Origin of the sequence: Pseudoalteromonas aliena SW19, from assembly GCF_014905615.1 — a bacterium.
GTDB classification, from domain to species: Bacteria; Pseudomonadota; Gammaproteobacteria; order Enterobacterales; family Alteromonadaceae; genus Pseudoalteromonas; species Pseudoalteromonas aliena.
The window spans coordinates 1-16,990 of record NZ_AQGU01000021.1; the positions used below are offsets into that span (position 1 = coordinate 1).

General features: G+C 38.4%; 4 protein-coding genes. All 4 read right to left on the reverse strand.

Annotated elements, in window-relative coordinates; translation table 11 throughout:
* Positions 1–1,775 (reverse strand): condensation domain-containing protein (locus PALI_RS02125; protein ID WP_226894480.1); only part of this gene is annotated, 1,775 nt, incomplete at its 3' end.
* A complete protein-coding gene (locus PALI_RS02130) occupies positions 1,775–11,815 on the reverse strand; it encodes a non-ribosomal peptide synthetase (protein ID WP_193154726.1) in 10,041 nt (3,346 codons plus the stop codon). The genes PALI_RS02125 and PALI_RS02130, both read right to left, overlap by 1 nt.
* Entirely contained in the window at positions 11,815–15,315 is a 3,501-nt protein-coding gene (locus tag PALI_RS02135) for a non-ribosomal peptide synthetase (protein WP_193154728.1), read from the reverse strand. The genes PALI_RS02130 and PALI_RS02135 overlap by 1 nt, the downstream gene beginning before the upstream one ends.
* Positions 15,315–16,990, reverse strand: a 1,676-nt coding sequence (locus PALI_RS02140) for a non-ribosomal peptide synthetase (RefSeq protein ID WP_193154730.1), incomplete at its 5' end; no start/stop codon positions are given. The genes PALI_RS02140 and PALI_RS02135, both read right to left, overlap by 1 nt.

Genomic DNA, 16,990 nt, shown 5'->3' on the forward strand with positions numbered 1-16,990 from the left:
ACATGATGTTGTACACGCAAATAATGCGCTAGTTGATTGGCGCGTTCATTCAATGCTCTGTAACTCATGCTAGAAGTATCATCTACTAAGGCTATATTAGTACTATATTTAACCGATTGTTTTTCTAGAACGTTATGAATCAAGCTTTGATCGCTTAGCAATTTTACTGGACCACATAACCGAGAAAGTAGTGCTAATTTATCCTCTTCAGCCATAAATTTTAACTGTTTCAATTTAGTTTCGGGTACAGACGCATAACGAACAAATTCAAGTACAGCATTATAAAAATGGCGATTCAACGTTTCAATGTATTCTCCGTCAAAGATAGATGTATCATAGGTCCATCTCAGTTCGATTTCTGAATCAATATATGTAATATCAATATCAAGATCGAACTTTAAAGCAATCATTTCACGGTCATATTTTTTAAATGACAGTCCTGCTAGTTTTAAACCTTGCTGTTCCGCAACTCCAAAATCACTATTCATTGAGAGCATGATCTGAAATAACGGATCGTGTGATAAATTTCGTTCTACATTTAAGCACTCAACTAATTGTTCAAACGGTACGTCTTGGTTTGCTTGTGCATCACTATGTACCGTTCTTATATGAGTAAGGTAGTCGCCTAAAGTTCTATGCTTAGTATTAGTGCGCAATACTAAATTATTAACAAAAAAACCGATCAATGGTTCTAATTCTGGTTGTAATCTATTCGCAACGGGCGTACCGATAACAATATCATTGCTATTACTGTGTTGTGAAAAAACCCATGCAAAAACAGCATGTAAGAACATAAAGGGAGACAATTTATTTTGCTGAGCTGTTGAGGTTATTCTTTCGCTTAACTTACTAGGTAAGCGGCAAGAAACAAAATCTCCTATGCTTTGTTTCTCGCTAGGTCTAGGTTTTCGTAACGGTAAATTATGTACTACAGGCGCATCTGTAAGCTGTTGCTGCCAGTAATTAATTTGCTCTTCCAATAAACTTTCTTGTAACCATTCTTTTTGCCAAACAGCATAATCGGCGTACTGAAGACTAAGATCAACAAGCGGACTTGGTGATTGCTCATTGAATGCTTGATATAGGAGCATAAACTCTTGGCTCAGTAGTTCAATCGACCAACCATCCGAAGCGATATGATGCATATTAAACAACAACACGCCACGCTGCAGCCCAATATCGCTTTGCTCTAACAATACATAGCTAACACGGATCATTAAATCTTCAGATAAATTAAAAGGTGTGCTTAACTCTTCATCAATAAGTGCATCAAGCCTATTCTGCATAATTACATTATTAGCAGAGCTGAGATCTAAGCGACGTAAATTAAAATTAAAATCATCTTTAATATACTGTTGTGGTTCTAATTCACCTTCAATAATGACCGTACGTAATATCTCATGACGGCGTATGATTTCATGACACACACATTCAACTAAGTTCAAATCGAGCGGTCCAGTTACATCAAGTATCGCAGGCATATTATATTCTGCGGAACCTTTTCGTAGCTGATCAATAAACCATAAACGACGCTGAGAGAAAGATAACGGTGCTATATTTTGATAGTTAGCAACTCGAGGCGATACAGCCTGACGCTGAGGTTGATCTTTATTATCGCTCAAGTAGGCAAGTAATTGTTCTTTGTTATCTCTGATCAATTGCGCTATTTCGGTTGTAACAGCGCCATTCTCAGCTTCAACTACAAGAGAACCGTTTGTAGCACTCACCAGAATTAACTTATCTTGTAGCTGATTTATTATTTGTTCCGCTTTCATTAAAACACTATCCTTTCTACATTATCTGATTGTTCTAATTTTATTTTTAGATCCTGCTTTGCTATCAGCAAGTCAATTTGTCCTGCTAGCTCTTCAACAGAACTGTATTTAAATAAATGCTTAATATTTATCGGGACAACAAACTGTAACTCAATAGCTTTCATTACTTTGATGACCAATAATGAATGACCTCCGAGTTCAAAAAAGTTAGCATTGCGACTAATTTTATCACTTGGCAGTTTCAATACATGGGCCCAAACCTCTGTTAATATGAGCTCAGTTTCACCTTGCGGCGCTACATACTCACCCGATATATCAACTTCTTCTGACACGGGTAATGCTTTTCGGTCAATTTTTCCGTTGGCTGTTTGCGGCCACTGTGATAGTAAAATAAAGCGACTTGGGATCATGTATTCTGGTAACACGCTTCCTAATGCCTGCTTTAACGAAGCGAGCAACTCTACTTCTGATGTTCCCTCTACCACCGTTTTTGCGTAAGCAAGCAAACGTTGATTACCACTTTTATCTGTCACCGCCACAACTTGCGCTGAGTCTATCTGTTCATGCTCAGCAATCTGATACTCTATTTCACCCAGCTCTATTCTGAAGCCTCTAATTTTAACTTGATGGTCTAAACGCCCCATATATTCTATATTGCCGTTACTGTCATAACGGACTAAGTCTCCCGTTTTATACAATCGGGCACTGCTCCCTAACTTACCCTCATTATAAAATGGATTGGTAATAAATCGCTCTTCGGTTAGCGCTGGACGATTTAAATATCCTCGTGCTAAACCATCTCCACCTATGTGTAATTCTCCACATGCACCTTGCGGGAGCAAATTGGCTTCATCGTCTAATATATACAATTGAATATTTTGGATCGGCTTACCAATCGGTATGCTACTGCCATGTGCCTGCGAACAATCCCAATAACTGACATCAATTGCCGCTTCGGTCGGACCATATAAGTTATGCAGTCCCGCCTTAGGCAGACACGCGTTAAATTGTGTCACATGGTTGATTTGTAACGCTTCACCACTACAAAACACGTGCTTAATTGACTCACAACGCCCTAAGTCACCATGCTCTAACATGACACCAAGCATCGATGGCACAAAGTGCAGTTTAGTGATCCCCGTTTCAATGATTAGCTCTGTTAAATAACTCGGATCTTTATGCCCCTCTGGTTTACTAATGACTAGTTGTGCGCCTTTAAGCATAGGCCACACAAATTCCCATACCGACACATCAAAACTATAGGGCGTTTTTTGAAGAATTTTATCACTGCTGTCACACCCATATTCACGGTCCATCCAATCAATACGATTGTGCAGCGCCTGATGTTCAATTAGCACGCCTTTTGGATTACCCGTTGAGCCTGATGTGTAAATCATATAAGCGAGATTGTGGGCATTCAGTCCTATTTCGCTTGGTATAATGTTTGTTTCACTATAAGTAGAAAATTGATGCTCAGATACACTCCCTAGTTGATCAAGTAATACCACGGTTGCACTGCTTAGCTCTACGTATTCAGTGACCGCTTTCACACTCAATACGACATGTGTATTGGCATCATTAACTAAATACTGAAGACGGGCTGATGGCAGTGCAGGATCTAACGGCACATAGGCACCACCGGCCTTTAAAATACCCCAAATGCCTATCACCATTTCTAACGAACGCTCCACACACAAACCCACCAGACTCTCTGGCCCAACATGATGGTTATCTCGTAAGTAATGTGCTAACTGATTTGCTTTGGCATTTAGTTCTCCATAACTGAGTGTCTGCTCACCAAAGTGTAATGCTGTATCAGTTGGGTTAGCTGCTGCCTGCGCTTCAAATAATTCATGAATACATAATTCTTTTGGGTACTCCACCTTTGTGTCATTCCAACTGTCTAGTTGTTGTTTGCGCTCCTGTTCAGACAATATAGGTAAAGAGCTCAAACTGTCTGATAAGTGTTGTGGTGAAAGTTCAGCAAGATATTGTAGTACCGATTCTAAATGTTGTGCAATCACTTTTATATGTGCTTGATTAAACAGCTCACGATCATAAGTCCAATTTACATGAAACTCAGAGTCATCTAGCTCAATGTTAATTTCCAGATCAAATTTCGTCGTTGTCGTTTCTGGTAATCTCGTCGTAAAACTCAAGTTAGGAGTTACGACTTGTTGTTTATTTGCAATCGAAAAGTCAGAGTTAATAGTTAACATAATCTGAAATATCGGACTATATGCTGTTGTGCGAGAAGTTCTCAGTACATCGACAAGTTGTTCAAAAGGTACATCTTGGTTCGATTGAGCATCAATATGGACTGCCTTAACATGCTCCAAGTAATCATCAATACCATCATGTTCGGTATTAACTCTTAGTACCAGAGTATTAGCAAAATAACCAACTAACGGAGCCACTTCACTTTGCGAACGATTTGCGACAGGTGTACCGATCACAATATCATGGCTATTACTATGCTTTGACAGCACATAAGCAAGTGCGCTGTGAACTAACATAAATGGTGTCACACTTGCCGATTCAGCCAATTCACGTATTTTTACGCTAACCTCTCCAAGTAAACTATTACGCCAAAATTCTGCGCTAAACTGCTTTTCTTCAGGTCTGAGTTTATCAAGTTTTAGGCCATGAACAGCGGGCACTTCGGTTAATTTTTTACGCCAGTAGTCAAGCTGTTCTTCAAGTAACTCTCCACTGAGCCAATCTCTTTGCCATGCAGCATAATCACTATATTGCAGTGTTAAAGGGTTTAAAGGCTCTACAATCCCCATAGTTAGCGACTGATATAGCTTTATAAACTCATTAGACATTAATTCAATAGACCATCCATCAGAAGCAATATGATGCACATTAAACATCAATACGCCCTTTTGTTCAGTACTATCTTGTGCATAGTTGAGCAGTACATAACATGCTCTAAGCATCAAATCAGAATCCAATTTAAATGTTAATAACCCATCTTCTTTAAGTATATTAGTAAGTCTATGTTGCTTGCTATTCTCATCTAATTCACTTAAATCATGTAAAGTTAAATTAAAATTAAAATCGTCGAGAATTTGTTGTTTAGGTCCTTCATTTTGGCTCAGATAAACTGTTCTTAATACTTCGTGACGCTCAATCAATCGATTAAGTGCTGCTTCAACACTGTCTAAATCAAGATTACCTACAACATCAAACACAACAGGCATATTATATTCAGGGCTACCACCATTGAGTTGATCGATAAACCATAACCTTTGTTGTGCATAAGATAATGTTAATAAAGCTCCTCTTTGATGTGTTAAAGGTGCCATTGCTGGGCGAGTTACCCCCCCCATTTTGATATCAATTTTCTCTGCTTGTAACTTAACGGTAGCAGCAGAAAAAATGTCTTTTACAGTCAATTCACTATTCAACTTTTCACTAATTTCAGCTAATAACTTCATTAGTAATAGAGAATGACCTCCCAACTCAAAAAAGTTCACGTCGATACCAATTTTATCAGAAGCAACATGGAGTAATTGGCTCCAAATCTCTGTCAACTTCAATTCAGTTGTCGTTGTTGGCGCTTCATAATCAGCTTGAAATAGACCAGTTTCTATCTCAGGTAATCCCTTTTTATCTACCTTGCCATTATTAGTTAACGGCCATTTTACTACCGGTACGATCACTTTTGGTATCATATAAGCTAACAATTGCTTATTTAAAATAAGTTTTAGTTCTGTTTGCCAATCGGTATCGATTAGCATTGGTATTACTTTTATATAGGCGACTAATTGTAAACTTCCTTGAGCATCAGGTAATGCTAATACCAGTGCTGAGTCCACTTGTTCTAGTTGAGTAATGCGATTTTCAACTTCACCCAGCTCAATTCTATGTCCGCGGATCTTAACCTGATCATCTTGGCGGCCAAAATAGTGTAATTCACCCATTGTGTCATATTTTGCTAAATCACCTGTTCGATAAAGCCTATCACCAAGCCAAGCACACTCTTTACTGTAATACGGGTTAGGGATAAACTTTTCCGCAGAGAGTATTTCGCGATTAAGGTAGCCTCGTGCCAGCCCAGCACCAGCAACATAAATTTCCCCCACACATCCATTCGGCACTAAGTTCATTGCACCGTCCAGCAATAATATTTGTTGATCTCGTAATGGCTTACCAATACTAATATCACTGTCTTGCAATATTTGCTTGTAAGTCACATGCACTGTTGTTTCGGTAATACCATACATATTAATAAGTTTGGCTGGATGATCTGAAAAATTCTGCCACCATAATGTCAGGTGGCTGTCGACTAAGCCTTCGCCACCAAATACAATAGTGCGTAACGCTGATAGTGATTGTTTATTGAAAGCTAAGTATTCTGTTAATTGCTTAAAAGAACTCGGTGTTTGATTAAGAACGGTCAAACCTTCTTTACGACACAATGAGACAAATAGATTAGTATCTTTCACCTCATCAAAGGTAGGCAAAATCAGCTTACCACCATAAAAAAATGCACCCCAAATCTCCCAAACACTGAAATCAAAAGCAAAGGAATGAAATAAACACCAACAATCCTGAGCTGTAAAATTAAAGTCAGGTTGCGTAACATCAAATAGTCGACTAACATTTTTGTGAGTTTGTAGCACTCCTTTTGGTTTACCTGTTGAACCCGAAGTGTAGATAACATAAGCCAAATTACTGGTAGTCAGTGCCAATAATTTATTATCTAAATTACGGATTGAATGAGTTGCAAGCTTAGCTTGTAATTTAGCACTCTCAAGATTTAGAGTTTGGGTTACTCCTAACACTAATGATTCACTTAGTGCCCCTTCTGTTAATACCAAACCTAATGATGCATCTTCACAAATGAAGTTAAGTCGCTCTTGTGGGTAGTTCGGATCTAGCGGTACATAAGCGCCGCCAGCTTTGAGAATAGCCAAAATTCCTACAATCATATTAGGACTACGATTTACGCACAAGCCAATTAAAGCATCAGGTTCAATATTAAAATTTTCTAGCAAGTGATGCGCCAATTGATTTGCCTGTTCATTTAGCGTCTTATAACTTATCGTTTTATTATCAAATACAATAGCGATATTATCCGGGTGTTTTGCAGCTTGTAATTCAAATAATTCATGTATACATAATAACTTATCATTCTTAACATAATCATTTAAGGTTGGCGCCAATAATTGTTGTTGCTCCTGGTTCGGTAATACAGATAAGCCAGCAACAGGCTCCCCAGTGTTATTACTTAGCGCATTCAATAAGCGATCAATAGCCGTAGTAACATAACCTGCAACTGACTCTATCGCGATTTCATTGTCAATTTGCAAGTTACATGAAAATAGTTGTCCCCAGTCGTCAACACAAAGATTAAACGGATAGTTTGTTTTTTCTATAGCCTCAATCGCTTGTGTCTCACCCGAAGACGGAGCCTTTCCTAACTTAGAGTGCCGATAGTTGAAAATAGCACTAAATAATGGAGTTTGTCCCGGAACACCGCTACAAGCCTGGGCCTGTGTTAAAGAAACTTGCTCAAATGGTATCAATTCTAGTAACTCTAGATTGATTTTTTGGATCAGTGCTGAAGCATCATGTTCAGCTAAATTTATCCTCAACGGTAACGTATTGATCATCATTCCCATCATACGTTCAATATCTTGTAAACCACTCATACGTCCAGATAAAACAGTACCAAAAACCACATCTTTAGTTTGGCTACAGGCAGCAATTACCATCGCCCAAGCTAAGTGAAAAAAAGCTGCTGGACTAGATCCTTGCTGTTTCATCAAAGCTCTAATTTGTTGTGATTGTGTAACCGACAATTCAACATCTAATTCATTAGACTGTATACCATTACCCGTGGTATTAGACAGTCCAAACGGTTGGCATGGGATATTTATATCGCCTAACTTATTAGTAAAAAATGTATCAATATCTAACTTTTCAGTACGTAATAAAGTCTGAGCAATAAAGTTACGATAAGGTAGTGCAGTTGGTAGTTGATCATGTTCATGGTCTTCTAATGCAAGCTCATGCATTATCATCTCAACAGAAATATGATCCAACAACAGATGATGCTCTTTTAACACAGCAAAATACTTATCCACCTGTGTATCATATGCCAACTCTAGCTGTAATAGAGGTGCCTGCTCAAGATCCAATCTATGCTCGCCCTGCTCAATATATTGATTGAGTAATTCTTTTATATTTTTTTGACCTGAAAATGGTAACCAGTTTGGTGTCAATGTTACATCACGTAGCACAACCTGCAGTGGTTCTGACCGACCACGCCAGCTGACAAGCGTTCTCAATATATCATGACGCTTAATTACTTTATTAAAACGCGCCACAAATTTATCAATTGCAACTTTCGTAGCAAATTCCAGCGTAATCATTGTTACATAGGGATCTGTTCCCTCTGTTGCACAATGGATCAAAAAAATACTTTCCTGTAACGGTGCTAGAGGATAAATATCTTGAATATTTTGTGTTCCTCCAGGAACAGCAGCACTTATTGCATTCAGATCATGTTGAGAAACAGAAGCCAAATTAATCATTTCTGGTGTCAGGTACTGACATTTATATGGAATCAAATTTTCTGGTAATAAGGCCTCATCTTTAACATTATCCTTTCGCACAAGGCTTTCAGCCATATTCTTGAGTACTTTCGCCTCAAACAGTGCCTGAACAGAAGTAATAAACCCACGCTTTTTCAGGCGACTGACTAACTCCATAATCATCAATGAATGGCCACCCAATTCAAAAAAGTTTGCTGTTATACTGATCTCTTGAATGTCAATATTTAAGAGTTCAGCACAAGTTGCAACAAGTTCTTCTTCTTGTTCACCATTTGGTGCGATATATACTGTAGTACCCAATATATCATCTAAAGCAGGTAATGCTTTTCGGTCAATTTTTCCGTTGGCTGTTTGCGGCCACTGTGATAGTAAAATAAAGCGACTTGGGATCATGTATTCTGGTAACACGCTTCCTAATGCCTGCTTTAACGAAGCGAGCAACTCTACTTCTGATGTTCCCTCTACCACCGTTTTTGCGTAAGCAAGCAAACGTTGATTACCACTTTTATCTGTCACCGCCACAACTTGCGCTGAGTCTATCTGTTCATGCTCAGCAATCTGATACTCTATTTCACCCAGCTCTATTCTGAAGCCTCTAATTTTAACTTGATGATCTAAACGCCCCATATATTCTATATTGCCGTTACTGTCATAACGGACTAAGTCTCCCGTTTTATACAATCGGGCACTGCTCCCTAACTTACCCTCATTGTAAAATGGATTGGTAATAAATCGCTCTTCGGTTAGCGCTGGACGATTTAAATATCCTCGTGCTAAACCATCTCCACCTATGTGTAATTCTCCACATGCACCTTGCGGGAGCAAATTGGCTTCATCGTCTAATATATACAATTGAATATTTTGGATCGGCTTACCAATCGGTATGCTACTGCCATGTGCCTGCGAACAATCCCAATAACTGACATCAATTGCCGCTTCGGTCGGACCATATAAGTTATGCAGTCCCGCCTTAGGCAGACACGCGTTAAATTGTGTCACATGGTTGATTTGTAACGCTTCACCACTACAAAACACGTGTTTTATTGACTCACAACGCCCTAAGTCACCATGCTCTAACATGACACCAAGCATCGATGGCACAAAGTGCAGTTTAGTGATCCCCGTTTCAATGATTAGCTCTGTTAAATAACTCGGATCTTTATGCCCCTCTGGTTTACTAATGACTAGTTGTGCGCCTTTAAGCATAGGCCACACAAATTCCCATACCGACACATCAAAACTATAGGGCGTTTTTTGAAGAATTTTATCACTGCTGTCACACCCATATTCACGGTCCATCCAATCAATACGATTGTGCAGCGCCTGATGTTCAATTAGCACGCCTTTTGGATTACCCGTTGAGCCTGATGTGTAAATCATATAAGCGAGATTGTGGGCATTCAGTCCTATTTCGCTTGGTATAATGTTTGTTTCACTATAAGTAGAAAATTGATGCTCAGATACACTCCCTAGTTGATCAAGTAATACCACGGTTGCACTGCTAAGCTCTACGTATTCAGTGACCGCTTTCACACTCAATACGACATGTGTATTGGCATCATTAACTAAATACTGAAGACGGGCTGATGGCAGTGCAGGATCTAACGGCACATAGGCACCACCGGCCTTTAAAATACCCCAAATGCCTATCACCATTTCTAACGAACGCTCCACACACAAACCCACCAGACTCTCTGGCCCAACATGATGGTTATCTCGTAAGTAATGTGCTAACTGATTTGCTTTGGCATTTAGTTCTCCATAACTGAGTGTCTGCTCACCAAAGTGTAATGCTGTATCAGTTGGGTTAGCTGCTGCCTGCGCTTCAAATAATTCATGAATACATAATTCTTTTGGGTACTCCACCTTTGTGTCATTCCAACTGTCTAGTTGTTGTTTGCGCTCCTGTTCAGACAATATAGGTAAAGAGCTCAAACTGTCTGATAAGTGTTGTGGTGAAAGCTCAGCAAGATATTGTATTACCGATTCTAAATGTTCAGAAAATACAGTAACACGAGATTTTTTGAATAAAGCACAGTCATAATTCCATTCTATTTTTACACCCTGATCACTCATAACAACTTCAATTTCGAGATCATATTTAATAGCTACGGTGCTTGCAGCACGTTGATTAATTGTCAACCCTTGCAGTTCAACATTGTTATCTCTAATACCGTAATCCGAATTGATCGTCAACATAACTTGAAATATCGGAGAATGAGCACTGCTGCGCGGTATATTCAATTTTTCAACTAATTGCTCAAACGGCACATCTTGATTAGCTTGAGCTTGTTGATGCACCACTTTAATATGCTTAAGATACTCGTTGATATCCGTTTGTTTCGTATCTGCACATAACACCAGAGTATTAGCAAAATAACCAATCAGCATTTCAAGTTCTGGTAAGTTTCGGTTCGCTATTGGTGTTCCTATCACAATATCATTACTATTACTGTGTCTTGCAAGTACTAATGCAAGAGCACTATGAATTAGCATAAATGGCGTCAATTGAAGATTTTTCGCTAATTTTTTTAAATTTTCGGCCACTATGCTAGGTAGATTTGTTCTGACAATATTTCCTTGTAAACACTTTTTACTCGGCCGTTCAAAATCTGGAGTTATGCCATGTAGTGCAGGTATATCAGCAAGCTTTTGCTGCCAATATTGTATCTGTTTCGCCAATGCTTGCTGTGTCAGATGGGTACGTTGCCAGTGGGCATAATCCGTATATTGTATCTCAAGCTCAGGTAACTGATAGCCCCGTCCACTAATTTGGGCCCCATAAGCTGTTATAAATTCACTTATCAATACTTCCATCGACCAACCATCAGAAGTGATATGGTGCATATTTAGGAGTAGCACTCCTTGGTTTTCTTTTTCTGTATCGCCTTTTTCAATTAATATATAAGTCACTCGAAACAGTAAATCTTCTGTCAAATTAAATGCCGTGTTAGCATCAGCATAAATATGCCGTTCTGCTGTTGCGTATTTATCCTGACAATCGCTAAGATCAATAATGTTGACCTTGAAATCAGTATACTGTCTAATTTGCTGCCGTATTCCTTGGTCTGATTCATAATAAAAAGATCTTAGGATCGTATGGCGTTCAATTATATCATTAAATACACTCTCCACCGTCTTAATACTTAATTCGCCATGAACATCTAGCGCCAGTGGAATATTATATTCAGCCGAAGGCCCACGTAGTTGATCCAAAAACCACAAACGTTGTTGAGAAAAGGAAAGCTCAGTAATAATCTGATGACCACTAGGTATTATATTTTTTGAAATATGAGATTTTGTCTGTAGTTCACTAAGCAATGCAATAAGCTCTACTTTGTTTTCCTTGAGCACGCTTTTCAATTTATTGGGCATACTTCCTTTTGTCGCTTTAAATTTAAGTTTTCCTTCTTCGACATAAAGGTGTACACCTTGGGATACAGCTAGATCGAGAGCCTGATTTACGTTCATTAAATTTCTCCCTCTTCAATGACTTTTCCATCACAGATATTGTCGATACCTTGACTATTCATCTGTTTCAAACGCAACAAATCTACTTTTTCCGCTTGTTCTGCAAGCGATTGAGCAGAAAAAATATCACTCATTTCAATATGCTCTAAATTTATTACAATATCTGATGTGATAGCCCTAACCAGCCGACTCGCTAACAAAGAATCTCCACCTAATGAGAAGAAGTTTGCATTAATACTGATTTTATCTTCTGTTAAATTAAGTAAATTAGCCCAAATTACTACCAATCGTTCTTGTGTTTCAGTTGCAGCGGCAACATATTCATCTTCATTACAACCTAAATCCAGAACAGGCAATGCTCGTTTATCAATTTTACCGTTGCTGCTTAATGGCCATTGTTCTATATGAATAAAATTACTCGGTATCATGTAATCAGGTAATTTTTCTACTAATTTCGACTTAATAACATTTATTAATTGCATCGCCTTATTTTCATCTATGTCTTTAGCTACTAATTGAACATAAGCGATCAAATGTTTAGTGTTAGCTGCGGTCTTTACAACAGCCACAATGGCATTTTGCACTTCAGGGCAAGCACACATTAATCCTTCAATCTCACCAATTTCAATTCTAAAACCACGGATTTTAACTTGTTCATCAATGCGCCCTAAATAATCAAGATCACCGTTCGGTAGATAACGAACTATGTCTCCTGTTTTATATAGGTATTTTGTGACGCATTTATTTTTTCCATCAAAATGAGGGTTTAGTATAAAACGCTCTGCTGTTTGTTCTGGCAACTGATGATATCCTCGAGCTAAACCAACACCACTGATATACAACTCACCGACAACCCCTGGTGGGAGTAGAGCAAGTGAATCATCCAAAACAAAAGCACTTGTATTTTCTATCGGTTTACCAATTACAACCTTTTGATTGCACTGTAATTCAGCCCAAGTTGCACAAATAGAAATCTCAGTTGGGCCATATGCATTGATCATACGATATTTTTTTGCCCATAGATCTACAAGATCCTGATCACAGGCTTCTCCACCAACAACTAATGCTTTTAATGCTAAATCATCTCGATATTCCATCATAGCTAAAAATGCTGGCGGCAGTAGCACATGGGTAATTGCTTCACTATAAAGCAACTCACTAAGGCAGTCAGGAGACAAACGCTGAACACTATCAGCGATAACCAGTGTTGCACCATTTAATAGTGCCATTACATATTCCCAAGTACCTGCATCAAAACTCATTGATGCAAAATGAAGTACTTTACTATTTTCGTTGACTCCTAGGTAATGTTTCTGATTTGACGCAATATTAACTATACCTTTATGTTCCAACAGCACTCCTTTAGGTTTACCCGTTGAACCTGAAGTATAAATAATATAGGCCAAATTATTAGGTGATTTATCTAAAACAAGTGCATCCAAATTATTTTTAGGATAATTAAAAAACCTTTCTCCTTTATCAAGGTCACCGAGTCCATCGATACAAATACAACTATAATCATTAAGGTCAAACTGCGAAATAATAAAATGTGTAGATAAAATGATTTCAACACCAGAATTTGACATCATATATGTAAGACGTTGAAGTGGGTAAGTAGGGTCAAGTGGTACATAACCAGAACCCGCTTTTAGTATTGCAAGTGTTCCTATAATCATTTCTAACGAACGTTCAACACATATCCCTATAACTGTATTTGTTTTTAATTTGTACTCACGAACAAGGAAATGTGCCAACTGATTCGCTCTTTCATTTAGTTCGTTGTAAGTCAGGCTATTTTTTCCAAATTGTACTGCAACTTTGTTCGGTGTTAATAGTACCTGCTGCTCAAATATCTCATGAATACAGAGGTCATCGGAATAGTCTTGGGTATTACTAAGGCCATTAACCAAATAATTCTCTAACTTTCCCCCTAATATTGATAAACAATTTAACGGCATTTTTTCAAGCTTTTCACTAGCGATATTTGCCAATGCAGTCAAACCATTATTCAGATGTTCACTTAATTGTTCGACAAAGCCCTGCTCGAATAATGCGACATCAAAACTCCAGATCGTTTCTACTTGCTCTTCGCTAATATTCAGCGCAATCTCTAAATCAAATTTTACCGCTGGATGGTTACTTTCTAAAGGAGAGAGGTTTAAATTGGGTAAATCTAACAGTGATTGCGGTTCTTGCTTCACTGAAAACTTATCATTTGTCGTCAACATTATTTGCACCAGCGGCGTATAAGCTGAACTTCTTGGTAAATTGAGTGCTTCTATAAGCTGCTCAAATGGAATATCTTGATTAACTTGTGCATCAAGGTGCACCTGTCTGACATGTGCTAGATATTCACCCAGCGTTGCTTGACTCGTGTTCAATCGTAACGCTAGAGTATTAACAAAACAACCTATTGAACCACCTAGCTTTTCTTCTGCACGATTGGCAACTGGAGTGCCAACAATAATATCGGACTGGTTGCTATGACGACTTAGAACAATAGCCAATGCGGCATGTAACAGCATAAACGAACTGAGTTTAAATTGTTTGGCAATGCATTTAAGTTGTTGAGCAACAGAAGATGGAAGATTAGATTTTACCGTAATTCCAACGGATTGTTTCAATTCAGGTCGACGATGCTGTAATGCTAATTCATGTGTGATGGGAGCATTTTTCAATGTATCCCGCCAAAAATTCAATTGCTTTACAAACTCTTCGCCTTGTAGTTTTTCTCTTTGCCAAACTGCAAAATCTGCATATTGCACTGGCAACTCAGGCAATGGATTTACTTGGTTTAATGTGAAAGCTCGATATAAAGTTACAAATTCATTGACTAAGACTTCCATCGACCAACCGTCAGATGCAATATGATGAAGTGTCAGTAATAGTACACCCTGCTGTAAGTTTTTTTCAAGTTCAGTAAGTTGTAAGTATTGTCCTCTAATAGCTAAATCCTGAGTGAGATCGAAGGGCTTTTTCACTTCATCATGTAAACACTGAGATAACGTCGCATTACGCTCTTGTTCGTTAACAATGCTGAGGTCTTGGTATCCCAAACAAAATACTGATTCTTCTTGAACTAGCTGCACAACTTTATCATCTACTTCCTGGTAAGTTGTACGCAGGATATTATGTCGTGAAATAATTGTATTGAGCACCCTCTCTATTAAAGTTAAATCAATCTCCCCCTCTACTTTTAATGCTACAGGTATATTATATTGGCTATTTCCCGACTGCATTCTCTCAAGTAGCCAAAACCTTTGCTGAGTAAACGATAACTGAGCCCCTTTTGGGTAATGTTTGGCCATAAGGCTAATCCCATCGGCTAACTTTGTCGTAGAATGTGACATGAATTTGATTATTTCTGCTTTACGGTTAATGATTTCCTGTTTTAATTGCAACGGAAACTCCGTTACAGTTAGATCAAAATGTAAAGTATTATCTTTGACATGCAGGTAAATCCCTTGATCCGCTGCTGATTTGATTAGGTCTATGGTCATTATAAAGTTCCACTTGTAATTATTGATTCATTGGCTTTTTTAGCTTTTAGATAACTTTGTGCTTTTTTACTATCAATCACTTGCGAAAGAATTGTTAGCTCAGCAGCATCATAAATTTCTCGTAATGTCAGCTCTATTTCAAATGTTAGTTTAATACTAGCGGATAGCTTAATTAGATAAAGCGAATGACCACCCAACTCAAAGAAATTGGCAGTTGCACTTATATGAGTAATTTCCAACTCAAGTAAAGATGACCAAATTAAAGCTAATGCATGCTCTGTTTCAGTTTTAAGCGCGACATATTCCTGATTAACTAATTGTCCATTCGGCTCTGGCAAAGCTTTTTTATCTATTTTACCATTAGGTGTTAATGGCCATTCAGCCATAATTACAAATTGACTAGGGACCATATAGCTCGGCAATACAGCTCTTATAGCTGTCTTCACCTCAGCGAGCCAACTTTGCTGCCTTTCCTCATCCCAATGCGTCTCACGTGTGAGATAAGGTTGTAAATATACTACTAAATATTGATTGCCATCTGCGTGCGACAAGGCAACAACCTTTGATGTAACGATCGAATCTAGACTATTAAAACGGTGTTCAATCTCACCCAACTCAATTCTGAACCCACGTATCTTAACTTGGTCATCAATACGACCGATAAATTCAATACGACCGTCTTCACGGTAACGTACTAGATCTCCAGTTCGGTATAATCGAGAGCTATTATTGATGCCATTCTCTGAAAAATAAGGGTTTTTAATAAAACACTCTGCGGTTAAGTCAGAGCGATTTAAATAACCTCGAGCTACACCAGCTCCCCCTAAGTAAAGCTCCCCAACAGCCCCTATTGGCAGCAACTCTTTATCACGACCTAATATATATCCTTGACTATTGGAAATCAACTTACCTATATCAGGCACTGTTGTTAGCTGTGTACTAAATCGAGCATAAGTAGAGTAAGTGGTATCTTCCGATGGACCATAAAGATTGCAAACGTCAACACCTGGGAGTGTATCAAGGATGTTATTAACTTGTTGTGCTGCCAATGGTTCACCTGCAAGGTTGATAACTCGAACATGCTTTGAAATAGCATCTACCTCTAACAAAGCTTTCATTGCTGAAGGTACTGTATTAATCATACTGACATCTAATTCCAGATCCATCAGTGCCATTGCATTTTTTACAATCACACTTTGATAACCAAAACATAATGGCAAGAAAAGCTCATATATCGACAAATCAAAGTTCAAAGAGGTAGATGCGAGTACTTTTTCTAATTCTGAATCACTATAAGCTTGCTTAGCCCAATGTAGCATAGCCACTGTATTTTGATGCTCTATCATGACACCTTTGGGATTACCCGTTGAGCCTGATGTATAAATCAAGTAAGCAAGGCTTGATTTATTTACACCACTGTCAGTTCTGCTCACATTACATTTAGAATAATGGGACAATTTACTACTAGATTCATCAAAGAGCTTATTTAACATTATAATACTGGCTCCACCTAATTCTACTCGTTCCGCAACTTCGTTCTGACTCAATACGACTGATAGTGAGGCATCGTCAATCAAAAAAGCTAACCGAGCTTGAGGATAATCAGGGTCTAACGGCACATAGGCACCACCGGCCTTTAAAATACCCCAAATGCCTATCACCATTTCTAACGAAC